Source organism: Vibrio sp. D431a, from assembly GCF_030248655.1.
GTDB lineage: Bacteria > Pseudomonadota > Gammaproteobacteria > Enterobacterales > Vibrionaceae > Vibrio > Vibrio alginolyticus.
The window spans coordinates 71,877-95,151 of sequence record NZ_JAHGAP010000017.1 but is presented as its reverse complement, the minus strand read 5'-3'; the positions used below and the strand labels follow the sequence as shown (position 1 = coordinate 95,151).

Below are 23,275 nucleotides of genomic sequence, written 5' to 3'. Positions count from 1 at the left end.
TGAACTTTATTTATTTGCCACATTCTACTCAATAACGACAGAATAAAAACCATATAATTAATAAGGCTTAATTTTAGATTGCTCATTGGCGAGCAATGCAGCACTTCACCACTGCTAACCTCTTAAAATATTTTCATATCGGGGTTTTAATAAAGTAAAAACTTGCTAAAATACTTAGCAAGTCAGCCTTAAAGGCGACATAGCTATAAAAAAACACTGGAAGCAATCGAAAGGTCATCCTTTCAAATCAATGGAGAATCGAGTAATGGCATTTGAACTACCAGCTCTTCCTTACGCGAAAGACGCACTAGAACCACACATCTCAGCAGAGACTCTAGACTACCACCACGGTAAGCACCACAACACTTACGTTGTTAAGCTTAACGGTCTTATCCCTGGTACTGAGTTCGAAGGCAAAACTCTAGAAGAGATCATCAAGACTTCTACTGGTGGCGTATTCAACAACGCAGCGCAAATCTGGAACCACACGTTCTACTGGCACTGTCTTGCTCCAAATGCGGGCGGCGAGCCAACTGGCGCAGTTGCAGACGCAATCAACGCAGCATTCGGTTCTTTTGAAGAATTCAAAGCGAAGTTTACTGATTCAGCAATCAACAACTTCGGTTCTTCATGGACTTGGCTTGTTAAGAAAGCTGATGGCTCTCTAGAGATCGTTAACACTTCTAACGCTGCTACTCCTCTAACAGAAGAAGGTACAACACCACTTCTAACTGTTGACCTATGGGAACACGCGTACTACATCGATTACCGCAACGTACGTCCTGATTACATGAACGGCTTCTGGGCTCTAGTAAACTGGGACTTCGTAGCTGAGAACCTAGCGAAGTAATATACTTCCCCCTAAGTTCAATTTAGTCTTATTCAAAAGCTCGCTATTTAGCGGGCTTTTTTGTTTCGCCTTCCCTAGCACCTTTAAATAATTCCCTCTTTTACTAAAGTTCTTCTTATCCACGCCGTTAAAAGAGCATCGAGCGAGGAACATCATGCAAATTCATACGTTAGACAAAGCTGCAATTATCAACGAACTTCAGTTCGGTAATGGTATTAACCATGCCGTACACGAAGGTCGTCGTGCGGATTTCTCGCTGATTCTGTCTATGTTCTCTAATGATGTTCGCGATGTGGTCCCAGTTGAAGAGGTCCAGGAAGTCATCACCAGTGACAGTATTCTTCGCCAACAATTGGGTTTATCGCAACCTCAAGCTCTTCGCTCTGATAGCAGCAGCTATGAACTCGCAGCTGAACAAGCGAAACAGTTTCACGATGCAGGATTGCCTTCCGCAAAGCTGAGCCATTACCTAAAACCAGATGCGCTGACTTACCTGCCTGAAGACACATTCAACCTACCAGAGGAGGTTTATCACAACCTATCTGGTCATGAGCGACGCAGATTGGGCGAACGCAACAAACAACTGATCCCAGATGCTGGGCTATATAATCAGCTAGTGACGGCTCAACGTCAGCATCAAATTCAAGCTAAAGCATAGAGATCCGCTTTTTATCCAATAGCTTGCAATACCTACACGTCAGAAATGTGACATCTTACAAATTACCGCACAATAGTCCTCACTCGAAAGCGTTAGTTTGAAGCCTTTCACACTGAACCCAACGAATTTCAACCATGCTATTAGCACAAACCACTGGTGTATTGTTTTTCACATATGGATACAGTGAAGGTGCTATGGATATCAAAGAATCAATTATTCTCGTCACGTCTGCAGGTTCGGTTATAGGAAGAACCTGTGCAAATCACTTTGCTCACCTTGGAGCAACGTTGATTCTTTGTGACCAAAATTCTAGCGCTTTGAGAGCGAGCTATGAGCAAATCAGCGCTTTCACTGACAAAGTGTATGCGATGAATGTGTGTAGTGATAACACAACGTCCATTAACTTATTGTTTGACCAGATAGAATCACAGCTACGTGCGACACCAGATGTGATTGTTAATTGCTGGACCAGCTCCCCTATGCCTGGCTTAATGGCGCCAGAACCAATGAGTACTTACATTGATCACTTGTCGTCTGCGGCACGCTTCCTTTATACCTACGGCCAAGTAGGAGCAGAGCGCTTTCGAGCCAGAAACAAGAAAGGCGTCATTGTTAATGTCATTTCTCATGACAACCATGAAGACTTTACGGGAGTTGAAAGCATGGCGGCGTTGGTGTCCGGTTTTACTCACAGCTGGGCAAAAGAACTCACACCATTCAACATTCGAGTGGGCGGCGTTATTCCCTCGGTAAATCATACAAAAGAAGAGCTCAACGAGAGGCACTGGGCTGAGATCCAAGACGAACTAGTCCGCAACACAGCATACATCGTCGCGAATGAATACTTCAGTGGCCGAGTAGTTGCGACCGAAGTGTAAGCATACACAGCAACTCTGTTTTCCCGAGCCAGATGTAACTCCTGCACCAAAATAAAAAAAGCCCCAGTCATTTGACTGGGGCTTTAACCTTTTCCCGATTAAGGTTCCGTGCTAGCGAAAACCTTGCTCACTCGATTTTTTAATTACGCGTCAGCTTTTTCTTTCTTTGCTTTAGGTGCTGCTTTTGCTGCTTCTTGGTCTGCTTTCTTCTTGATAACAGTTGTACCTTCGAAAGTTTCGCCTTCAACAAATGCTTTACCGTAGTAAGAAGCCATCAACACATCTTTAAGTTCGCTGATTAGAGGGTAACGTGGGTTCGCACCAGTACATTGGTCATCGAACGCTTCTACTGCTAGCTCATCCAGTTTCGCAATGAAATCAGACTCAGCAACACCAGCCGCTTGGATAGACATTGGGATGTCTAGGTTAACTTTTAGCTCATCCAACCATGCTAGTAGACGTTCAATCTTCTGAGCAGTGCGGTCACCTTCTTGGCTTAGGCCTAGGTGGTCAGCAACTTCAGCGTAACGACGACGTGCTTGTGGACGGTCGTATTGAGAGAACGCAGTTTGTTTAGTTGGATTGTCGTTCGCGTTGTAACGTACCACGTTAGAGATAAGTAGTGCGTTAGCTAGGCCGTGTGGCAAGTGGAACTCAGCACCCAGTTTGTGAGCCATTGAGTGACAAACACCTAGGAATGCGTTCGCAAATGCAACACCAGCGATAGTAGCTGCGTTGTGTACTTTCTCACGAGCGATTGGGTCATTTGCACCGTTCGCATAGCTTGATGGTAGGTACTCTTTTAGCATCTTAAGTGCTTGAAGAGCTTGGCCATCTGAGTATTCGTTAGCAAGAACAGAAACGTAAGCTTCTAGAGCGTGAGTTACTGCATCGTAACCACCAAATGCTGTTAGAGACTTAGGCATGTTCATTACTAGGTTCGCATCAACGATTGCCATGTTTGGCGTGATTTCGTAGTCAGCTAGTGGGTATTTAGCACCAGTCTTGTCGTCAGTAACAACCGCGAATGGAGTAACTTCTGAACCAGTACCTGAAGTTGTAGTGATACATACAAGCTCAGCTTTTTTACCCATTTTAGGGAACTTGTAGATACGTTTACGGATGTCCATAAAGCGCATTGCGAGTTCTTCAAAGTGAGTTTCTGGGTGCTCGTACATTACCCACATGATTTTCGCAGCATCCATTGGTGAACCACCGCCTAGCGCTAGGATAACGTCAGGTTGGTAGCTAGCCATTTGAGCTGCACCTTTTTCTACTACAGATAGTGTTGGGTCAGCTTCAACATCGAAGAATGTTTGAACTTCCATGCCTTGAGCTTTAAGTAGGCTTACTACATCATCTGCATAACCGTTGTTGAATAGGAAACGGTCAGTTACTAGGAATGCACGTTTCTTACCTTCTAGGTCGCCCAGCGCGATTGGAAGGCTACCACGACGGAAGTAGATTGACTTAGGTAGTTTATGCCACAACATGTTTTCAGCTCGCTTCGCTACAGTTTTCTTGTTGATTAGGTGTTTAGGACCTACGTTCTCAGAGATAGAGTTACCACCCCAAGAACCACAACCTAGCGTTAGAGATGGCGCAACGTTGAAGTTGTACAAGTCACCGATACCACCGTGAGTAGTCGGGATGTTGATTAGGATACGAGCTGTCTTCATCTTGTCACCGAAGTAACGGATACGGTCAGCGTTAGTATCTTGGTTAGTGTAAAGACCAGATGTGTGGCCGATACCACCGATCTCAACCATAGTTACCGCTTGAGCAACCGCGTCTTCGAAGTTGTCAGCACGGAATAGACCTAGTGTTGGAGATAGTTTCTCGTGAGCAAATGCGTCATCGTAAGAAACTTTACCCAGACCTTCACCAACAAGTACTTTAGTATCTGCAGGAACCTTAACACCCGCCATTTCAGCGATTGCATGTGCTGGCTGACCTACGATTTTCGCGTTTAGCGCGCCATCGATAAGAAGAACTTTACGAACTTTTTCTGCTTCTGCTTTGCTTAGTACGTAAGCTTTGTGAGAAGCAAAACGCTCTTTTACTTCGTCGTAAACTTCGTCAACTACAATTGCAGCCTGCTCAGAAGCACATACTACGCCGTTGTCGAAAGTCTTAGACATAAGGATAGAAGCCACTGCACGTTTGATGTCAGCAGTTTCATCGATAACAACCGGAACGTTACCTGCACCTACACCGATTGCTGGCTTACCAGAAGAGTAAGCGGCTTTAACCATGCCAGGACCACCAGTTGCAAGGATAAGCGCGATGTCATCGTGTTTCATTAGAGCGTTTGAAAGCTCAACAGAAGGCTGGTCGATCCAACCGATGATGTCTTTTGGTGCGCCTGCTGCTACTGCTGCATCTAGAACGAGTTTAGCTGCATCGTTAGTTGAGTTTTTCGCACGTGGGTGTGGTGAGAAGATGATACCGTTACGAGTCTTCAAAGAGATTAGAGATTTGAAGATCGCTGTAGAAGTTGGGTTAGTCGTTGGTACGATACCGCAGATGATGCCTACAGGCTCAGCGATAGTCATAGTACCTAGGTTGTCATCCTCTTCTAAGATGCCACACGTTTGTTCGTCTTTGTATTTGTTGTAGATAAACTCAGAAGCGAAGTGGTTCTTGATTACTTTATCTTCAACAATACCCATACCAGATTCTTCTACCGCTTGTTGAGCTAGCGGGATACGGGCCTGGTTAGCTGCAAGCGATGCTGCACGAAAGATTTTATCTACTTGCTCTTGAGAGTAAGTAGCGAACTCTTCTTGCGCTTTCTTAACGCGAGCAACCATTGCATCTAGTTCAGCCATATTAGTTACAGGCATAGGGAATCTCCTAAAATTAACAAATATTAAAAACTTTTTACTAAGGCTATTACTTATCGTTTTTACTGTTTATCAGTCACTTAGAAAACAAACGTCTTAGTAAATTGCTTTCAGGACTGAGTATAATATTTCAGAGTGTGAAAAAAATTGACTTGGATCAGTTCTCACCACCTAAATACTACCAAAGTGGTGCCTCATCACACCAAAATGACATAAATCACTGATAAACAAATAAATTAACTTTCATTTTTTATTGAGTAAAAAAGAAGCAAATGGACAAATAAATAAAAGAAACTACAACAACCTGTAAAAAAGTTTCATTTTTGACCAACAAAATTACATGTAGGCCCAATTCTTTGTGCTACTGAGAGTATATCGAACCGAATACATCTCTCTACAAACCACCTTGGTTTTTATCAAAAATGTGCGAATGTTAACGTTTATGTAAAACAGTGCAATTTATCAGCAACTTTATAGGTAACATTTCCTTTCCAGATTAGATACAGTTTATTAAAGAATTAGTTTTTCTCACTTAAATGGCAGGTAATGCGTTAGTTTTTTTCATTTCTTACAACCTAACTTTTGCCTTACATTACGCCCAAATTACCCCTTCTCCTTTTCACTAATGTGAGCTTTGATGAGTAAGCAACATGCAAACTTTTGAACTTGCTATCTTCTTGCAGTTTTTTCTCGGTTTGGTCGCCGCAGTAAACCCTGTTGGTATCATGCCTGTGTTTGTGTCACTAACCGGGCATATGACACCCGACGAAAAGCGCAATACGGCAACAACAGCAAATGTGGCTGTTGCGATCATCCTGATCATTTCGCTTTTTGCTGGTCAGTTACTGTTAGACATGTTCAGTATTTCTCTGGATTCGTTTCGTGTGGCTGGCGGGTTGCTATTACTTAGCATCGCATTCTCGATGATGAGCGGTAAACTGGGGGAAGATAAGCAGAACAAACAAGAGAAAACGGAATACGTCAGTCGTGAACAGATTGGTGTGGTCCCTCTTGCAATGCCTTTAATGGCAGGGCCTGGTGCAATCAGTTCGACTATTGTTTATGGTGCACGCTACCCAAGCATGTTCGATACCGTGGGCATTAGTATTACGATTGGTTTGTTCTGCCTTTGTTCATGGCTATTGTTCCGCTCTGCCCCATTGATCGTACGATTTTTAGGTCAAACTGGAATCAACGTCATTACTCGTATCATGGGTTTGATATTGGGCGCGCTTGGCATAGAGTTCATTGCGAATGGCTTACGCAACTTATTTCCAGGATTAGCCTGAGTTTCTATAAAATTGTATGATAGAGCGATTCAACAATGGATCGCTTTGTCATGACGACTGACTCTCTTAAACATACTCTATATGTCACCATTTTTGGTACTCATACCAAAGCTGGTAAAACGTTCGATATTGCTCTCATTATCGCGATCATCAGCTCGTTAATCGTACTGGTGTTAGATTCGATACCCTCCGTTCGGGCCGAGTGGGAAAAAGAGCTGAAGTTTATTGAATACACATTTACTGGCCTATTCACGATTGAATACCTTCTAAGGCTTTATTGCTCTCCTAAACCTGCCGCCTACGCAAAGAGTTTTTATGGTGTCGTCGATTTACTTGCGATTTTGCCCACTTATTTAGCACTCTTCTTCCCATCCGCTTCGTTTATGGGTGTGATCAGGGCGCTGCGAGTGATGCGAATATTCCGCATACTCAAGTTAGTCCGATACCTCCAAGAGTCCAATATCCTCTTACGTTCACTGCTTATGGCGCGCAGAAAGATTTTTATCTTCTTTAGTTCCGTCGCCATTATGGTAACGATTTTCGGCTCGTTGATTTTTATCATTGAAGGACCTGAAAACGGATTTACTAGCATTCCTAAGAGTATTTATTGGGCGATCGTGACCATCACAACGGTTGGGTATGGTGACTTGGTCCCTCAAACAGACCTAGGTAAAGGGCTTGCATCACTCACCATGTTACTGGGTTATTCCATTTTGGCGGTACCTACAGGTATTTTCACTGCCGAACTGCACCAAGAGATGCAATCGCACAAAGTATTGGTGAAATGCCCAAACTGCTCCCACGCAGGGCACGACTCTGACGCAATTTACTGTAAACATTGTGGTAGTGAACTGGCCGATCCAGACAAAAGAGTCGTTCGAACGGAAGACGACGCATGAAAAAAGAGCTCCCTAAGGAGCTCTTTTATTTTGTCATCAAATAAAGGATTGATGTGATTATGCTTTCTCAGACAGAATAATTCGCAGAGTACGACGCAATGGCTCCGCAGCACCCCAAAGCAGTTGGTCACCAACAGTGAAAGCATTTAGGAAATCATCACCCATTGCCATCTTACGTAAACGACCCACTGGTACAGACATTGTGCCCGTAACTTTTGCCGGTGTTAGCTCTTGAGCAGTGATGTCACGGTCGTTAGGAATCACTTTCACCCAATCGTTATGAGTGGCGATGATTTCTTCGATTTCGTCCATTGGTACATTTTGTTTAAGCTTGATAGTAAGTGCTTGAGAGTGACAACGCATCGCGCCAATACGCACACAAGTACCGTCAATTGGAACAGGTGAACTTTGAGAACCCAAAATTTTATTCGCCTCAGCGCCCGCTTTCCACTCTTCTTTACTCTGACCATTATCGCGCTTCACATCGATCCATGGGATCAACGAACCAGCTAGTGGCACACCGAACTTATCGGTAGGGAAAGAGCCGCTGCGCATTGTATCCGCGACTTTCTTATCGATATCTAGGATAGAGCTTGATGGGTTTGCAAGTTCAGAGCTAACAGAGTCATTGATAACGCCCATTTGCGAGATCAATTCACGCATATTTTGCGCACCAGCACCAGATGCGGCTTGGTAAGTCATTGCGCTTGTCCACTCAACAAGGCCTTTCTCAAATAGACCACCTAGCCCCATTAGCATTAAACTAACCGTACAGTTACCACCGACAAATGTGTTCGTGCCACCGTGGATGCCTTGTTGGATTTGCTTTAAGTTCACTGGATCAAGTGTGATGATCGAATCTTCAGCCATACGTAGCGTAGAGGCCGCGTCAATCCAGTAGCCTTTCCAACCAGCCTGACGAAGTGCAGGGAAAACTTTTTCTGTATAGCTACCACCTTGACAGGTGATTACCGCATCAAGCTGTTTTAAGCTTTCAATATCATACGCGTCTTGCAGTAAGCCTGCGTCTTTTCCTAAGTTAGGAGCAGGAATACCAACTTGAGAAGTACTGTAGAATACTGGTTCGATTAGGTCGAAGTCTTTCTCTTCAACCATACGCTGCATAAGGACTGAACCAACCATACCGCGCCAACCAACTAAACCAACTCTCATCGTATTAACTCTCCATGTATTAAAAAAACCTACCCCATAGTTAATTTTTCACAGCAAAATCTCAACCCCTATTTTGTAAATAAGCGCGTTTTTTAACCTTTTCCTCTGAAAAACCGGGTTACACGAGATCTTTTAGTGTTTGGTTTGCGGTTTTAACCATTTTTCAAGTAGGGAAAGCACTTTAGCCCCCTAATTGGTCTTACCACTCAATGAGAAAATAACACATGAAGCACAATAATTTCACATTACACAACATTTAAAACCAAAAAAGTTAAAACAAACTAACAGTTAATTTCACAAGCAAACGTTTTTACCGACGAACATCAAGATAAAACACCAAATGTTCGAAATATAATTTTTGTTAATGTATGTTATGCGCGATTACAACAAGGAGCGCCTTCCTCTATTGCTCCAAGATTGACAGAGGCACATATGAAGCAAGTTACACCACGCCTACCAAGCTTGATACAGGTATTTATCTCGCTCGGTTTATTTCTCCTGCTGGCATTTTCGTTCACAGCCAAGCTAGACCTACCGATTCAGCTAGCGCTATACATCGGTTGGTTCATTGTCATGATATTGGGCATAAAGCTTGGCCATCAGTATAAAGATCTGGAAAAAGCAGCACTAAATGGCATTTCCAATGGACTTGGAGCCGTTTTAATCCTTTTGGCCGTTGGCGCGCTTGTAGGTACTTGGATCTCTGGTGGTATTGTTCCAACCATTATTTACTACGGCCTTAAAGCAATCCACCCTTCCATCTTTTTGCTCGCGACCATGATCATCTGTTCATTGACTGCGCTAGCGACCGGCACATCTTGGGGTGCGGCTGGCACGGCAGGTATTGCAATGATGGGTATCGGTCAAGGTCTTGGTGTTCCTGCGCCAATCACTGCAGGTGCCGTACTTTCAGGCTGTTACTTTGGTGACAAAATGTCGCCTCTATCGGATTCAGTAATCCTTGCTTCATCTATGTCTAACGTTGAAGTGATGGAACATATTAAAGGCATGTTGCCGATAGCACTCATTAGCTACATTATTACAGGCATTATGTTTACTGCATTTGGCTTCCACTACGCAGGTCAAGTTGACATGAGCCAGGTAGACTCTGTCATCAAAGCGATGGAACAGCAGTTCTACATCACCCCTTACTCATTTGTTCCTGTGATCATCGTATTGTCACTTCTAGCGATGCGTATGCCTTCATTCCCAGTGATCAGTTTTGGTTCTCTGCTAGGTATTATTTGGGCAGTGATGATCCAAGATGTCGATTTCCTAACCGCGTTCAACACGGCTTGGGCTCCGTTTGCAATCTCATCTGGCGTAGATTTCATTGACTCAATCCTTAACCGTGGCGGCATGTCTTCAATGCTTGGGTCGGTAGCGGTTATCGTATTTGGCCTTGGTTTTGGTGGTCTACTAGATAAAGTAGGCGTGCTAGAGACTATCGCGAAGCTGTTTGAAAAACGCGTTCAAAGTGCAGGTTCATTGGCAACAAGCACAATTGGTACGGCCTTTATGGGCAACGTATTTGGTTCAGCGATGTACGTTTCACTTATTCTGACCCCAAAAATCTGTGCGAAGAACTACGACCGTCTAGGCTACAAACGTAAGAATTTGTCTCGTAACGCAGAATTTGGCGGCACGCTAACCTCAGGTATGGTCCCTTGGAGTGACAACGGTATCTACATGGCCAGTATTTTGGGTGTTGCTACACTGTCTTATGCCCCGTTCATGTGGCTGAGTTTTGTATGTATCATCGTAACGATCTTCACTTCTTACATGGGTTGGTTTGTTGATAAGTGCGAACCAACAGCAGAAGCAGTTGAAGAAGCTGAAGGCGAATTAAAGCAGCAAACCGCTTAATTTCGCAGAGATAGGAAGAACCTCCCTTTCGAATTCAATACTAAAAAAGAGCGCTTTAAAGCGCTCTTTTTTTATTTCCAAAACAAATCGTTAGCTTTGTTTGACTGGCGTTTTCACGGCTGCACGCTTCCCAAACCAATAGCCCAAGCCAAGCGGTGCAAAGAATATAACGGCAATGAACAGAATAAAGTAGATGATGGTACTTTTGACAAGTTCAATCAGCTTAGTCATTGCGAGATTCACAACCTCTTGCGACACTCGATCCATATCTTGAGCAAACTTCTCGCGCTCATGGGTAATGATCTGTGCGATTTCTTGGCGCTCTCTGGCAACCATCAGCTCTATAGCTTGGCGTTCTTCACCCAACTGAGATAAACGCGCCTCCGTCCTTTGATCGATATCGTCAACCAAAGGTTGTAACTCCAGCGCCATTTGTTCTGCCAAATAACGCATGTACTCTGGGTTGTTATCGATAAAATCCCTCATCGAATCAGCGGTAACTTGCAAACTATTGAGCGCCGCATTGACTTTTTCGATACTGGCAGAGCTATTCAAGGCCAACAACTGCGCTTTCCACGTCATAATTTTTGGTGTCTGTTCTGATACCAGACTTAGACGATCAGAGACATCCCCAAGTGCTTCTGGCATCGTGCCTAGCGTTGTAACGGCTTCCTCTTCGCTAATTTGGTTTGCATCTAACCACCTACGGTAAGCCGGAGTCCTAATCATGCTTAAATCAGCGAATGGATGCTGCTTGGCGAACTCTGCAACAAACGTTTGTGTCTTGATGTATGCTTCTTTCTTCAATAAAGATTGAGCCAGTTTATCTACCTCTTTCGCTAAATAAACGGAAACTAACTTGGCCTCATCAGACGCAAAGAGCTCATTACCAGAAGCGGTAGTAAAGAACTGTTCCATTTGCAGCGTGAAAGTCCATGTATCAATCAGTGCAGCCATTGGGGACACTTGATACGCAGAAGCTTGGATGCCTTCTTCAGCATTTATCTTCCAAAGTAAAATATAAGATTGATGAACTTTATCATGAGGATCATATTGTTCGTGTAGTGCATCTGCTGCTTGCTCAACCTGAGCAAAAAACTGCTGCGCATACTCACGAGTCAAAAGACGCATATTGAGCTCTTGTTTGGTAAGAGGGACGGTTTGACTCTCGATCTTGACTTCGAGCAGGGAGCACCCTGAAAGCATCATAACCAGCCCTATCAACATCATTGAAGACATTCGGCGAACGGACATGAAAACACCTTTAACAAATTGTATAGAACAGGAATAAAGCGAACTAAGTCATATAGTTCGAGCCTTTATTACCTCAACTCTTATGACATTAAGTCAGAGCAATATCAATCTGTTAGCGCTTCTGTTATCTTTTCACTATTGAGAACATTATTAGCAAAAAGTATGGTTTGTTTTAGGACATCATCTAAACATGCCAACTTCTCTTCCGGCACTTTTTGCCCTTGTTTAATCAACAGTTCAATATCACCCGAAATACAGTGCAATGGCATTGCACCTAAACTCCCTGAGACCCCTTTAAGACTGTGTGCGGCTCTTTGCGCTTGCTCTTTATCCTCTTCTAACAGCTGATACATTTTAGTGCCATCGCCAGAGTGATCCTGAATAAAGACCTCCAGTAACATCCGCACAGCGCCCTCGTCACCAGACAGAGAATCTAACATTTTATTGATATCTATGTACGGCTCACGTTCCACTACTTCCACTTGTGATGAATTCACCTCATTACAACTTTCTTCGTTCATTTGGACGTTTTGAAAATTTTCTGACTGAGCTGAGGGAACAGCGTTAGCTCCATTTTCATCATCGCCAACTTGCTCTGACTTTTTATCATCGGTTCTGGGTAGTGGTATCGGTTGAATCGTTTTTGGGGAGAAGGCTCCCCATGAAATGAGGAAAAGGAGCAAACCACTGATTACAGACAACCAAACAATAAAAGTCATTAGCTTCTGTTCCAACTGATCATTTATCGAAGTTAACTGGTTCGGGAAATCTGGATTAAGCAGTTGATTGGATAAATAACTACCCTGTGCCTGAGCAGATAGTGCGCTTGAGGTTTGAGCAAGCTGGCGCTGAAGAGCACTTCGCTCTTCGGGAGAGAGCGTCTCTGATTCAATAAAAAGTCGGTCTAAGTCACGGTAAGTATCGCTATTCGTTGCAGAGTCACTAAAGACAGACTCAAAAACAAGCGCACCTAAGCGATAGTACATTGCCTGAATTTGCTCAGAGTTTTCTGTTCGAGCACGGCTGCTTCGTAACTGTTCTGCTAACGAAACCAATTCACTGTCACTTCTTACAAAAGCTCGAGCACTTTCTAAAAATCGGTCGGTCGTATAAAGTAATTGAGTGATGTCTGGTGTGATTTTCCCTTCAGAAAACTCACTTTCAAGCTGTAAGCGAACTGCATAAGCCAACTGAAGTTTCAGTGAAATTTGGTCGACGTGTTTAACACGGTAAGGCAGATCGAAGTTAAAAAAGTGCCTGACTTCTTCAACTTTACTTCCTAACTCATTTACAGTCGAAATCGTTTGAATCGTTTGTTTGGCTTGCAGCCAAATGCCAAGTGCTAAAACACACCACAAAACGAACCAGAACCAAACAAACCGCCGTATTCCTTCTTTTAGCTTCAGCAACACTTGCCCCTCGCATATCTCCATTAATTACAAGCATATACTATGGATGTTTCTTATTCACATAAAAAAAGAGAGCCGTTTGCTCTCTTTATTTAACGATATGATTTTAATTGCGACTTAACTGATCTTTTAGATTTGGAGGCGTCCCTTTAATCGTTAAGGTATCCGTCTCTGGATCATAAAAAATACGCTCGCCAAGTAAGAGACTATCGAAGCTAATATTCAAACCACCACCAGCTCCAACAAATTTAGTCAGTTTGCGAACCGTCGCACGATCACCTGGGAAAGACTCTTCAAGTTCGTACCCTTGCTCTTTGGTGAAATCCATAAAGCTCGTGCCATCTTGGCTTTGAGGAAGCTCTCCGGAAAGTTCTGAGATTTGAACTTCATCACCGGATTTAATTTGCTCATTGCAGTAGTCGTAAACTTGTTTCTTGTACTCGTTCACTTCTTGCTTTTCTAGCTTCGAGTCAGCACAAAAATCATCCACCGCCTGCATCAACACTAAGTTTTGTTGTTTAGTATCTAAGCCAATATCCGCTTGCAGAAAATCTAGGAAGAAGTCCGCCACTTTACGGCCAACGCGTCCTTTAATGTATTGCAGATAACGATTGGATTCCTTGTCGGTCTCGTAGCTCGACAGGTCGATGCGTGCGGCAATATCCATTTTGGTGATATCTAAGTAATCTGTCGCACTGATGTCCAAACCTTCGGTCACTTTTAAACTTTGATTCATTGGTAGGATACCGATGAACAAGTAGTCCGTTGCTAAACTCTGATACTCAGCGAAAACCAAGATACCTTCATCCGCAAATGGGTACTTAATCAACTCTTCTTTCAAGCGATTTGCACTAATTTGTGAGAAGTCGTAAAAATCTCGCTCTCCTTTGCGCATTTCTTGAAGCCAAAATTGAAATTCGCTGTCTGACTGGAAAGCGCCAAAACCTTTACCAGCTTTAGAATGGAATACTCGGTGAAGCTCAGCGACTAAGTTTTCTGTAGATGCATCGTTCTCTAATGATGCTGGACGAAAGTTTACAACCAGCTCGTCCTGATCGTTTTTGCACAGTTGATGCAGAATAACGTTTGAAAGATGAAGACTCATAGTGATTTTATCTTGCTACAAGGTTTTAGTTGATGGGCATTGTAGGTTATCATAAGCCGCTTTTACTATCATTATTAGAGTCTTTATGCCGATTACATCTAAATATACTGACGAGCAAGTAGAAAAAATTCTTGCTGAAGTAGCAACAGTTCTTGAAAAACACGCTGCTTCTCCTGAGTTGACGCTAATGATTGCCGGAAATATCGCAACCAATGTCTTAAATCAACGTGTTGCTGCTTCACAACGCAAAGCGATTGCTGAAAAATTTGCTCAGGCGCTGATGTCTTCTTTAGAAACACCAAAAACACACTAATCACGGACAATAGAACACATACATGGTAGACAGCGGAAACTCATACGGCGAACGTGTATCTCGACTAGTTGGTTGGGGTCACTGGTTTGCATTCTTCAATATCGTTGCATCGATGTTGATAGGCACACGCTACATTGTTCAGTCTCCTTGGCCCGAGACGTTACTTGGTCAGTTTTATCTGGCGGTTTCTTGGGTTGGTCACTTTGGCTTTCTAGTTTTCGCACTTTACTTGCTTGTTCTATTCCCGTTGACGTTTATCCTGCCATCGCGGAAGTTGTTCCGTTTGGTGGCAGTGATTTTCGCAACCGTTGGGCAAACCATATTATTAATTGATACCCAAGCGTATCAGTCGATCAATTTGCACTTAACTCCCGTTGTCTGGGAGTTACTATTCAGCGAAGACAAAAGTGCGCTCAGCACTGACCTACAACATTTATTTGTTGTGATGCCGCTGATCTTCCTTATTCAACTCGCACTATCCGAATGGGTATGGCGAAAACAGCGCAAACTATCTCATAAGCACGTAGGACGCCCTCTCGCGGCCGTCTTTTTCCTCAGCTTTATGACCAGCCATTTGGTTTACATTTGGGCAGATGCGTATTTTTACAACCCAATTACTAGCCAGCGTTCAAACTTCCCGTTGTCTTACCCGATGACAGCGAAGAGTTTTATGGAAAAACATGGTCTACTTGACCGTGAGGAATACCTAAAACGTTTAGCAGAAAACGAAGGCAACGTAGAGTTAGTCAACTACCCTCTTGAAAAGCTTGAGTTTAACCGCCGAGTTAATAAGCTCAATGTGTTGATGATCAGCATAAACAATTTACGAGCGGATGCGCTGAACCAAGAAGAGATGCCTAACCTCTATGAGTTTGCTGAAAACAATCAGAACTTCCGTAATCATTACAGCTCAAGTAATGATACATACGGGGCCTTTGGTTTGTTCTATGGCTTACCGACCAGTTATGCATCAAGCATCAAGGCGCAAGGTGCTTCCCCAGTATTGCTCGATGTACTGAAAGATCAGGGCTACAACTTTGGTTTATTCAGTGGCAGTGGGTTTGAAGATGATCTCTACTCAGAAATTATTTTCCGCGACTTGAACTTAGCGGAAGACCTAGATGGCACGCAAGCTCATACCGATAAACAATCTATCGCAAACTGGAATACATGGTTAGCAGAGAAAGCAAGTCAGCCATGGTTTAGTTACATCGAAGTCACCACCGTTGATAATTTTGAATCGATTCCTTCAAATAATGACGAAGAAATGCCCGCAAGTGAGCGATTCAAAAAAGCTTATGAATATGCAGTGAAGTCGGCGGATAGAACTATCGCCGGTATTATTGATGAACTAGAAACGACGGGACAACTGACAAACACCATCGTAATCATCACTTCTAATCACGGTAGTGAATTTAACGAAACCAATACGAACAGCTGGGGAGCAAACAGCAACTACAGCCGTTATCAATTACAAGTTCCGATGGTGATCCATTGGCCTGGAATGCTGGCTGGCGAATTTAATCACAGCACAAGTCACTTGGACCTCTCAGTTACACTGTTGCAAGATATGCTCGGCGTATCTTCCAACCCATATGATTACAGTAGTGGTCGCAACCTATTCGATGAAAGTCGTCGTCGCTGGATCTTGGCGGGCGATACTCGCGAGCTTGCCTTAATTACTAGCTCGCAAACCACAGTGATCGATAAGTTTGGCAACTACAAGCTGTATGACAAAAACTACAAACGACTTAGAGATGATGCACCGAAGTTGCCAGTTTTGATGCAAGGTTTAACTGAGTTACAGCGTTTTTATTCTAAAAACGATTAATACCTAGCAATCCATATACTATTCAAACTCCCCTTTTTGGGGAGTTTTTGTTTATTTAAACAACACAAACCACAAATTTGCGCAGTAAACATCCAATCAGTTCAACTAGGGGTTTACAACATTTTCAAAGCCTTATATTATGCGCCTCAACAATGGAGAGATGGCTGAGTGGTTGAAAGCACCGGTCTTGAAAACCGGCATACGTTAATAGCGTATCTAGGGTTCAAATCCCTATCTCTCCGCCACTTTTAGAAAAAGCCCGCTAAGAAATTGGCGGGCTTTTTCGCATCTCCAGACTTAAAAGATTTGTACAAATCACTTATCACTTCTTGAACGCAACTAAGCACTCCGCCACACTCCGAAAGAACCCACAAAAAATTAATGCCCTTTTCGTTCGTTCCAGTGTTGAATCAATTTGATATTTACATCTAGTTGTATCTACTCATCAATAAAGACTTCTTTAGCGGCATTGATAAGCTGCAAATGGATTGGGACGAGGTCAGCATGATTCGTTCGATATCCACCTCCAACGACAGCTGCGACAGGGATACCTCGAGATTTCACTGTTTGCATTAAAAATCTATCACGTTCTAAAATCCCTTGAGTCGACACATCAAAATATCCAAGCTCATCGTCTTGATGTATATCGACACCAGCATCGTAGATAACTAAATCAGGGCGATGAAGATTAAGTGCCATATCGACCACTTCTTTAAACGCCATTAAAAAGTCCTCATCACCTGTTCCTCGCACCAAAGGCACATCGAGATCAGACTGAGGCTTCCTCGCTGGGAAGTTTTTATCACAGTGGAAAGAAAGCGTGATGATATCTGGCTCATCGTCACATAAAGTTGCTGTTCCATCCCCATGGTGAACATCACTATCAATGATCAATACTTTATCGACATGCTCGACTTCGAGCGCTTGCCTGGCCGCGATCACTAAGTCATTAAATAAACAAAAACCACTGCCAAACTCTTTGTGTGCGTGGTGATACCCACCACTCAAATGAATGGCCACACCGTACTCAAGTGCCTTTTTTGCGGTCAGAGCCGTGCCCGCTGCTGACGTTAGCGTTCTGGTAATGAGAGACTCACTCCAAGGAAAACCTATTCGGCGCATCTTCGCAGCTGGTATGTTTCCACTAACAAGTAACTCGACGTATTCCTCGTCATGAACACGTTTTACTTCCCCAACAGTTAATGCTTCGGGCTGGAAAAACTGCGTGTGCTCTTTCCAGTTATCTTTCTCTATATGCACCAATACCGATTCATAGAGGTACTGGTATTTCATAATTGGGTAACGATGCCCCTCTGGCAACTCAAGTTGAGAATAAATCGGGTGGTAGATAAATGGCAGCATGAGAAATTCTTAATAACAATGGTAACGAAATAGTATCAACTGAAAGGGTTGAATAAAACGCAATTTAATTGATAATGATTTTCAATATCAATTAAATTTAATATACATATGAATTCTACTTTCTTTGCTATTCTCGGCGCACTGTTTGGCTCTCTTTGTGCTCTGTCCCTATTTTCATCTCTCGTTGTTGGTGCGTGGTGGTTGGTTGATTTTATTGTGCTTAGCTAACACAATGACTTTCAACTGAAATCAAAAAAACATAGGTGTTTGTATGAGTCAAACCGTCTTTATTACCGGAGCAAATCGCGGCATTGGCCTTAGCTTAACTGAGCTGTACCTGAAGCAAGGCCACCAAGTACATGCTACTAGCCGTTCCTTAGAGAACAGTTCAGAACTACAAACTCTAGCCTCACAATTCAGCAATCTAGTTTTGCACGAACTGGATGTCACGCACTACGAACAAGTCGCTAAGCTTGCCGATAAACTCCCTGCCATCGACTTACTCATCAATAACGCAGGATATTACGGCCCCAAGGGATATGGCTTTGGAAATACTGACGTAGAAGCATGGCGTAAAGTCTTCGAAGTAAACACCATTGCTCCGTTAAAACTGGTTGAGTACTGTTACCCTCGCTTACAACAAGGCAAGATGAAAAAGATTGCTTGTATCTCATCAAAAGTCGGCAGTATGACCGAAAATACGTCCGGCGGCGGCTATATTTATCGCTCATCGAAAGCGGCGCTTAACTCGGTTGTTAAAAGCTTAAGTAATGATTTAACACCTGAAGGGTTTACTGTTTTGGCGCTTCACCCTGGTTGGGTAAAAACGGCGATGGGCGGGCCAAATGCTTTGATAGATACGCAAACCTCCGCGCAAGGCCTAGCGAACGTGATAGAACTGAGCACACCGCAGCTTTCAGGTCGATTTATTAACTACGATGGTACTGAGTTACCTTGGTAGCAGCATTAAGACACAACCATCACTAAACCAAATACCATCAAAGCCAGGCTTCATAATCGTGACTTGGTTGGCAAACATAATGTTCATCAGTGATCCACCAGCATAATTCGCGCAATCTAACTTGAATTTATCTACATCCAATCCAGACTTAGGAAAAAGTAGAACAAATAAGGAGAAAGCTCGATGGCAGCAGATAGGGATTTGGTTAATTTTAGCGAAGAGCACGAACTAAATTACTGCTTGAGAAGTGCTGGTAAACGCCAAACTCAAGCGAATCGAGATACATTAGTTGACTTGGGCAACCAGGTGAAAGAGGTACTGGACAAACGCGTGTTAACTCAAGGTGAAGTAAGAGGCGCGATCCAAAACCACGGTGACCTGTTCGAGTAATCTATTTTCAAGCATGCGCGGTGTTTAATTACACCGCGCTTGTCCTATGCCTGCTTACCTTTGGTTGCACGAGATTTAGTCGCGCCACCATTCTTTGAATAACTGCGCTTTTTACGTTTAAACGCAGGACGTTCCACCTTGGGTAAATGACGTAATGAATCAGGGATAGGGCCTGCTTTTACTTGTGCCATCAAGCTATCAATGCGTTGTTCCAGTGCTTGCATGAACGGCTGATATGCTTGATTTCTCTCTGCCATACCTTGTAACTGGTGCTCCCAATGAGCCGTCATATCAGGGTATGTTGAATCTTCTGGCAAGGCATGAATGAGACCTCTTCCCGCAGGAGAACTGAGAATTGACTTACCTTGACGCGTAAGCAGTTGGCGTTTGAACAGCGTGTCCAAAATACCAGCGCGAGTCGCTTCCGTGCCTAGCCCATCAGTGTCACGAAGGATTTTTTTCAGTTCTTTATCCGCAACATAACGGGCGATCCCGGTCATCGCTTGCAACAGCGATGCCTCGGTAAAATGCTTTGGTGGCTCGGTTTTTCGGTCTTTTATTTCCCCTTCACGACAAGTTAACACGGTGCCTTCGGGTAGCGGTGGCACGGCATCAATACCTTCATCTTCCTTGTCAGTTTTGCCCATTAGCGCTTTCCAACCCGGCGAAACTAACTGACGACCTTTCGCGACAAACGTACCACCAGCGATATCGAAAACCAATTTCGCTTCTGCGTAAACCGCCGCCGGATAGAACTGCATGAGGTACTGGCGCGCAATCAATTGATACACTTTCATCTCATTGCCGGAAAGCGCATTCACATTAGCTTGCTTCGGTGTAGGGATAATCGCATGGTGTGCATCCACTTTTTTATCGTTCCAGGCTTTGGACTTTAATGTTAAGTCTGCTCCCTGAACGGCAACTTGCAACTCTTTTGCGTTATTCGCAATAGCAGTTGTCACCGTCCCTGCTTGTGAGTAGTGTTCCATCGGCAAATAGCGACAATCTGAACGCGGGTAAGTGATCAGCTTGTGCTTTTCATACAATGCCTGACAAGTATCTAGTACTTGTTGCGCACTCATACCATAGCGCTTCGCGGCATCGATCTGTAAAGCAGATAACGAATAAGGTAATGGTGCTGATTGCTTGGTTTGCTTTTGTTCCGACTCTGTCACTTTTGCGGGTTGATTTGCAATACGGTTTGCAACATTTTCTACCAACTTACGGTTTAATACTCGACCTTCTTCGTCCTGCCAAGGCTTGCATGCCTCACTTGGCTTCCAACGAGCACGAATATCAAAAGTACCATTGGCATCTTGATATGGGATCAGAGCATGTAGGGTAAAATAGTCCTTCGGGACAAAGTTTTCGATTTCTTCATCACGACGCACCACTAAGCCAAGAACTGGCGTTTGCACTCGCCCTACCGAGAGAACACCTTGATACCCTGCTTTTTGACCAAGCAAGGTATAAGCACGAGACATGTTCATACCATACAGCCAATCAGCCCGAGAGCGGGCCAATGCAGAAACTGAAAGTGAGATAAACTCGCGATTACTGCGCATAGAACTGAGTGCGCGTTTAACCGCAGGTAAGTTCAAGTCGGAAATCAGCAAACGCTGTGTGGATTCCTTCTTGGTTTTAGATAACTTGTAATAGTCCAGAACTTCATCAACTAACAGCTGACCCTCTCGATCTGGGTCTCCTGCATGAATGACTTCGTTAGCTTCTTTGAGCAATTTACGAATCACTGTTAATTGCTTACTTGCGCTTTTCCTCGGTCTGAGCTGCCATTGCTGCGGAACAATTGGTAAATCTGCCATATTCCACTTTTTATAACGCTCATCGTAAGCGTCAGGTTCGACTTGTTCGAGCAAATGGCCGATACACCAAGTAACGATATCCCCGTTCCCACAGCGGATGAATCCTTGATCTTTCTTTTGAGGGTTTGGCAGTGCAGCGGCAATCGCACGGCCTAAGCTTGGTTTTTCAGCAATAAACAGACGAGACATAACGTTTTGGAAATAAATATAATTAGGGCCACATTAACGAATGTAGCCCTAATAAATCAAGAAAAACTGTATAAATAAACAGTCAGTTTATTTAAGTTTTTAGTTATAGGAATTCAACAAACTGAGAAAGGTCACGCTCAGGAACTTTCATCGGTGTACAACCAGGCGTGCCTAAGTACAAGAAACCAACAATCTCATCGTCACCCTCTAAACCAAATGCTTGATGAACTTCTGGATGGAACATCCACTTACCTGAGCGCCAAAACCCTTGAAAGCCTTGCGCTACAGCTGCCATTTGCATCGCTTGTACAGCGCATCCCGCAGATAAGTGTTGCTCTAGTGCTGGTACTTTCTCATGTTCTGTTACTTTAGCAATCACCGTGATCACCATTGGTGCGCGAAATGGGGCATTCTTTACCTTTTCGACCACCGCTTCATCACTATTTTCAGCTTCTGCCGCTTTTACCAATATATCTGACAGTTTTTTCAAACCATCGCCCTGTGCGATAACGAAACGCCAAGGGGTTAATCCCGCATGGTCAGGCGCACGAAGGCCAGCACGAATGATGTTCTCAAGTGCTTTACCTTCTGGAGCAGGCGCGGATAACTTCGCGATAGATCGGCGATTGAGCAAAAGATCGAGAGCGTCCATGAAAGAATCCTTATTGAATATCGTTGTTATTTTGTTTACGCCACTTTAGCACAATCTGCTCCTGCGAATAACAACCGGTTTTCTGTGGGCTTGATAACGTGCTTCACTTAACATCAATCTGGGTTTAATGTTAATTTATTCGCGAAATGAATAAGTTGAACATAGGCAGGTTGATGAACAAGGACAAACAAAACAGCATTTACGAAAAGATCGTTAATGACGAAGATGCCCGTGCCTGTAAGGCGATTCCTGAATCAGCTTGTCATCAAGTTCCCGGCAACTTTCTTAAAATAATTCTCGCTCAGTTTTTAACGAAAGTCGGCGATGCGTTAATCAATCCTAAAGTCACGTTGCCGTGGATACTACAAAGTCTCGGGGCACCGGTTTACTTAATTGGTTGGCTCGTTCCTATTCGTGAATCAGGTTCCCTTATCCCACAACTTAGCATCGCGCACTACATCCGACGCATTCCAGTAAGAAAATGGGTCTGGGTAATTGGCAGCATCTTGCAGGCTCTTTCCATATTTGCAATCGGAGTGGTCGCATTAACTCTGACAGGAGCTGCTGCGGGTTATGGTGTAATTGCATGTCTTGTGATCTTCAGCCTCTCACGCGGTTTAAATTCCGTCGCATCAAAAGATGTATTGGGCAAAACCATCCCTAAAAACCAACGAGGTCAAGTCAACGGCTGGTCTTCAAGTGCTGCTGGCCTGGTTACGCTGCTTTTCGCGAGCCTTCTGGCACTAGCCTGGTTATGGGACGTAGAGCCGACAGAGCGCTTTTACGGTCTGAGTTTAGGCTTAGCGGGCGTCATATGGCTCATCGCGGCATTCGTCTATGCGCGAATTAATGAGTATGCCGGTGAGGTAGACGGTGGTCGAAATGGCGTCCTCGAAGCATTTAAACAACTCGCGTTACTTAAGACAGACGTGACCTTTCGTCGATTCGTTATCACGCGGACACTATTTTTATGTTCTGCGCTGAGTGCACCGTACTACGTTGTGCTGGCACAGCAATCTCTGGGTGGACAGCTCTGGGTGCTAGCTCTCTTTATGTTTGCGAGTGGCTTAGCCTCCTTTGTGTCAGGTCCTTTCTGGGGAAGAATGTCCGATCGCTCTAGCCGCAGTGTGATGGTCATAGGCGCAATGATGAGCGCGCTACTTGGTGTTGTGTTATTTGTTTACGATACATGGGTCACCGCTAGCCAAAGCTTCCTATTCGTGATTCCTCTGCTTTACTTTTGTGTTTGTATTGCCCACGACGGAATACGAGTCGGACGAAAAACCTATTTAGTTGATATCGCAGAAGGTGACAAACGGACGAGCTATGTAGCCGTGAGTAACACAGTGGTTGGGATAATGCTGCTTCTAATGAGCTCTCTTGGTGTTATGTCGAACTTCTTGAGCCTTTCAGCTGTGGTGTTAGTGTTCTCTTTTATTACTTTTGCTGGCGTGGTAATGGCCAAACAACTGCCAGATATCAGTGACTAGTTCTATACAAAAAAAGCTGCGCTCAAAGCGCAGCTTT

The 23,275-nt window shown here is 43.9% G+C and carries 19 protein-coding genes and 1 tRNA gene; 12 read left to right on the top strand and 8 right to left on the bottom strand.

The window, feature by feature from the left end; translation table 11 throughout:
- Positions 1–265: 265 nt before the first annotated feature.
- The 3 genes from sodB to KJB35_RS15745 all read left to right on the top strand — a co-directional run bounded on the left by sodB (position 266) and on the right by KJB35_RS15745 (position 2,386).
- Positions 266–850, top strand: a complete 585-nt coding sequence (sodB, locus tag KJB35_RS15755) for a superoxide dismutase [Fe] (RefSeq protein WP_005396533.1) — start codon at positions 266–268, stop codon at positions 848–850.
- 154 nt (positions 851–1,004) lie between these two features.
- Positions 1,005–1,508 (top strand): VC2046/SO_2500 family protein, encoded by a 504-nt coding sequence (locus tag KJB35_RS15750; protein ID WP_033907342.1) that lies wholly within the window; start codon positions 1,005–1,007, stop codon positions 1,506–1,508.
- Positions 1,509–1,642: 134 nt separating this feature from the next.
- A complete protein-coding gene (locus KJB35_RS15745) occupies positions 1,643–2,386 on the top strand; it encodes an SDR family oxidoreductase (RefSeq protein WP_005380732.1) in 744 nt (247 codons plus the stop codon).
- A gap of 143 nt (positions 2,387–2,529) precedes the next feature.
- Here the strand turns inward: KJB35_RS15745 and adhE are convergent, their stop codons facing one another.
- On the bottom strand, positions 2,530–5,232 hold the full coding sequence (adhE, locus tag KJB35_RS15740; protein WP_258494086.1) for a bifunctional acetaldehyde-CoA/alcohol dehydrogenase: 2,703 nt from the start codon (positions 5,230–5,232) through the stop codon (positions 2,530–2,532).
- 650 nt (positions 5,233–5,882) lie between these two features.
- On the opposite strand from adhE, the gene KJB35_RS15735 reads away from it, so the two are divergent.
- Positions 5,883–6,521 (top strand): YchE family NAAT transporter, encoded by a 639-nt coding sequence (locus KJB35_RS15735; protein WP_005380729.1) that lies wholly within the window; start codon positions 5,883–5,885, stop codon positions 6,519–6,521.
- A gap of 35 nt (positions 6,522–6,556) precedes the next feature.
- Positions 6,557–7,420: an ion transporter gene (locus tag KJB35_RS15730; RefSeq protein ID WP_005380728.1), complete on the top strand. Its 864-nt coding sequence runs from the start codon at positions 6,557–6,559 to the stop codon at positions 7,418–7,420.
- A 57-nt stretch (positions 7,421–7,477) separates the two neighbouring features.
- Here the strand turns inward: KJB35_RS15730 and asd are convergent, their stop codons facing one another.
- Positions 7,478–8,593 (bottom strand): aspartate-semialdehyde dehydrogenase, encoded by a 1,116-nt coding sequence (gene asd / locus KJB35_RS15725; protein WP_005380727.1) that lies wholly within the window; start codon positions 8,591–8,593, stop codon positions 7,478–7,480.
- Positions 8,594–9,025: 432 nt separating this feature from the next.
- On the opposite strand from asd, the gene nhaC reads away from it, so the two are divergent.
- Entirely contained in the window at positions 9,026–10,459 is a 1,434-nt protein-coding gene (nhaC, locus tag KJB35_RS15720; protein ID WP_005380726.1) for a Na+/H+ antiporter NhaC, read from the top strand.
- A 90-nt stretch (positions 10,460–10,549) separates the two neighbouring features.
- On the opposite strand, the gene KJB35_RS15715 is transcribed toward nhaC, so the two are convergent.
- The 3 genes from KJB35_RS15715 to yejK form a co-directional block, all read right to left on the bottom strand.
- Positions 10,550–11,713, bottom strand: a complete 1,164-nt coding sequence (locus KJB35_RS15715) for a chemotaxis protein (protein WP_085569750.1) — start codon at positions 11,711–11,713, stop codon at positions 10,550–10,552.
- Positions 11,714–11,817: 104 nt separating this feature from the next.
- Positions 11,818–13,146, bottom strand: coding sequence for an Hpt domain-containing protein (locus KJB35_RS15710; protein WP_081007968.1), 1,329 nt, complete (start codon positions 13,144–13,146; stop codon positions 11,818–11,820).
- An 82-nt stretch (positions 13,147–13,228) separates the two neighbouring features.
- Positions 13,229–14,227, bottom strand: coding sequence for a nucleoid-associated protein YejK (gene yejK, locus KJB35_RS15705; protein WP_005380723.1), 999 nt, complete (start codon positions 14,225–14,227; stop codon positions 13,229–13,231).
- An 85-nt stretch (positions 14,228–14,312) separates the two neighbouring features.
- Between yejK and KJB35_RS15700 the strand changes: the two genes are divergently transcribed.
- The 3 genes from KJB35_RS15700 (at position 14,313) to KJB35_RS15690 (ending at position 16,616) form a co-directional block, all read left to right on the top strand.
- Entirely contained in the window at positions 14,313–14,540 is a 228-nt protein-coding gene (locus tag KJB35_RS15700) for a YejL family protein (RefSeq protein ID WP_005380722.1), read from the top strand.
- 22 nt (positions 14,541–14,562) lie between these two features.
- Entirely contained in the window at positions 14,563–16,371 is a 1,809-nt protein-coding gene (locus KJB35_RS15695) for a DUF3413 domain-containing protein (RefSeq protein ID WP_005380721.1), read from the top strand.
- A 154-nt stretch (positions 16,372–16,525) separates the two neighbouring features.
- A tRNA-Ser gene (locus KJB35_RS15690) sits at positions 16,526–16,616 on the top strand.
- Positions 16,617–16,809: 193 nt separating this feature from the next.
- Here KJB35_RS15690 and KJB35_RS15685 read toward each other — a convergent pair.
- Complete coding sequence (locus tag KJB35_RS15685; RefSeq protein ID WP_104975508.1) at positions 16,810–17,733, bottom strand: histone deacetylase; 924 nt, start codon at positions 17,731–17,733, stop codon at positions 16,810–16,812.
- Positions 17,734–18,004: 271 nt separating this feature from the next.
- Here KJB35_RS15685 and KJB35_RS15680 point away from each other — a divergent pair, with 271 nt between their 5' ends.
- The gene (locus tag KJB35_RS15680) at positions 18,005–18,694 is read left to right on the top strand and encodes an SDR family oxidoreductase (RefSeq protein WP_005384911.1); all 690 of its coding nucleotides are present in this window, start codon (positions 18,005–18,007) and stop codon (positions 18,692–18,694) included.
- 183 nt (positions 18,695–18,877) lie between these two features.
- Complete coding sequence (locus KJB35_RS15675) at positions 18,878–19,084, top strand: hypothetical protein (RefSeq protein ID WP_005380717.1); 207 nt, start codon at positions 18,878–18,880, stop codon at positions 19,082–19,084.
- 44 nt (positions 19,085–19,128) lie between these two features.
- Here the strand turns inward: KJB35_RS15675 and KJB35_RS15670 are convergent, their stop codons facing one another.
- Together KJB35_RS15670 and KJB35_RS15665 are read right to left on the bottom strand one after the other, a co-directional pair.
- Entirely contained in the window at positions 19,129–21,096 is a 1,968-nt protein-coding gene (locus KJB35_RS15670; protein WP_285358108.1) for a DNA topoisomerase III, read from the bottom strand.
- 103 nt (positions 21,097–21,199) lie between these two features.
- Complete coding sequence (locus KJB35_RS15665; RefSeq protein ID WP_005380711.1) at positions 21,200–21,748, bottom strand: NAD(P)H nitroreductase; 549 nt, start codon at positions 21,746–21,748, stop codon at positions 21,200–21,202.
- A 173-nt stretch (positions 21,749–21,921) separates the two neighbouring features.
- Between KJB35_RS15665 and KJB35_RS15660 the strand changes: the two genes are divergently transcribed.
- The gene (locus KJB35_RS15660) at positions 21,922–23,238 is read left to right on the top strand and encodes an MFS transporter (RefSeq protein WP_064376890.1); all 1,317 of its coding nucleotides are present in this window, start codon (positions 21,922–21,924) and stop codon (positions 23,236–23,238) included.
- Positions 23,239–23,275: the final 37 nt, after the last annotated feature.

Bases quoted from the DNA above. Each gene is read 5' to 3' on its own strand.
- asd (WP_005380727.1), bottom strand. From the start codon at position 8,593: ATGAGAGTTGGTTTAGTTGGTTGGCGCGGTATGGTTGGTTCAGTCCTT.
- yejK (WP_005380723.1), bottom strand. From the start codon at position 14,227: ATGAGTCTTCATCTTTCAAACGTTATTCTGCATCAACTGTGCAAAAAC.
- KJB35_RS15700 (WP_005380722.1), top strand. From the start codon at position 14,313: ATGCCGATTACATCTAAATATACTGACGAGCAAGTAGAAAAAATTCTT.
- KJB35_RS15675 (WP_005380717.1), top strand. From the start codon at position 18,878: ATGGCAGCAGATAGGGATTTGGTTAATTTTAGCGAAGAGCACGAACTA.
- KJB35_RS15710 (WP_081007968.1), bottom strand. From the start codon at position 13,146: ATGGAGATATGCGAGGGGCAAGTGTTGCTGAAGCTAAAAGAAGGAATA.
- KJB35_RS15715 (WP_085569750.1), bottom strand. From the start codon at position 11,713: ATGTCCGTTCGCCGAATGTCTTCAATGATGTTGATAGGGCTGGTTATG.
- KJB35_RS15695 (WP_005380721.1), top strand. From the start codon at position 14,563: ATGGTAGACAGCGGAAACTCATACGGCGAACGTGTATCTCGACTAGTT.
- KJB35_RS15665 (WP_005380711.1), bottom strand. From the start codon at position 21,748: ATGGACGCTCTCGATCTTTTGCTCAATCGCCGATCTATCGCGAAGTTA.
- nhaC (WP_005380726.1), top strand. From the start codon at position 9,026: ATGAAGCAAGTTACACCACGCCTACCAAGCTTGATACAGGTATTTATC.
- KJB35_RS15660 (WP_064376890.1), top strand. From the start codon at position 21,922: ATGAACAAGGACAAACAAAACAGCATTTACGAAAAGATCGTTAATGAC.
- KJB35_RS15745 (WP_005380732.1), top strand. From the start codon at position 1,643: ATGCTATTAGCACAAACCACTGGTGTATTGTTTTTCACATATGGATAC.
- KJB35_RS15730 (WP_005380728.1), top strand. From the start codon at position 6,557: ATGGATCGCTTTGTCATGACGACTGACTCTCTTAAACATACTCTATAT.
- KJB35_RS15680 (WP_005384911.1), top strand. From the start codon at position 18,005: ATGAGTCAAACCGTCTTTATTACCGGAGCAAATCGCGGCATTGGCCTT.
- KJB35_RS15670 (WP_285358108.1), bottom strand. From the start codon at position 21,096: ATGTCTCGTCTGTTTATTGCTGAAAAACCAAGCTTAGGCCGTGCGATT.
- KJB35_RS15685 (WP_104975508.1), bottom strand. From the start codon at position 17,733: ATGCTGCCATTTATCTACCACCCGATTTATTCTCAACTTGAGTTGCCA.
- sodB (WP_005396533.1), top strand. From the start codon at position 266: ATGGCATTTGAACTACCAGCTCTTCCTTACGCGAAAGACGCACTAGAA.
- KJB35_RS15750 (WP_033907342.1), top strand. From the start codon at position 1,005: ATGCAAATTCATACGTTAGACAAAGCTGCAATTATCAACGAACTTCAG.
- KJB35_RS15735 (WP_005380729.1), top strand. From the start codon at position 5,883: ATGCAAACTTTTGAACTTGCTATCTTCTTGCAGTTTTTTCTCGGTTTG.
- adhE (WP_258494086.1), bottom strand. From the start codon at position 5,232: ATGCCTGTAACTAATATGGCTGAACTAGATGCAATGGTTGCTCGCGTT.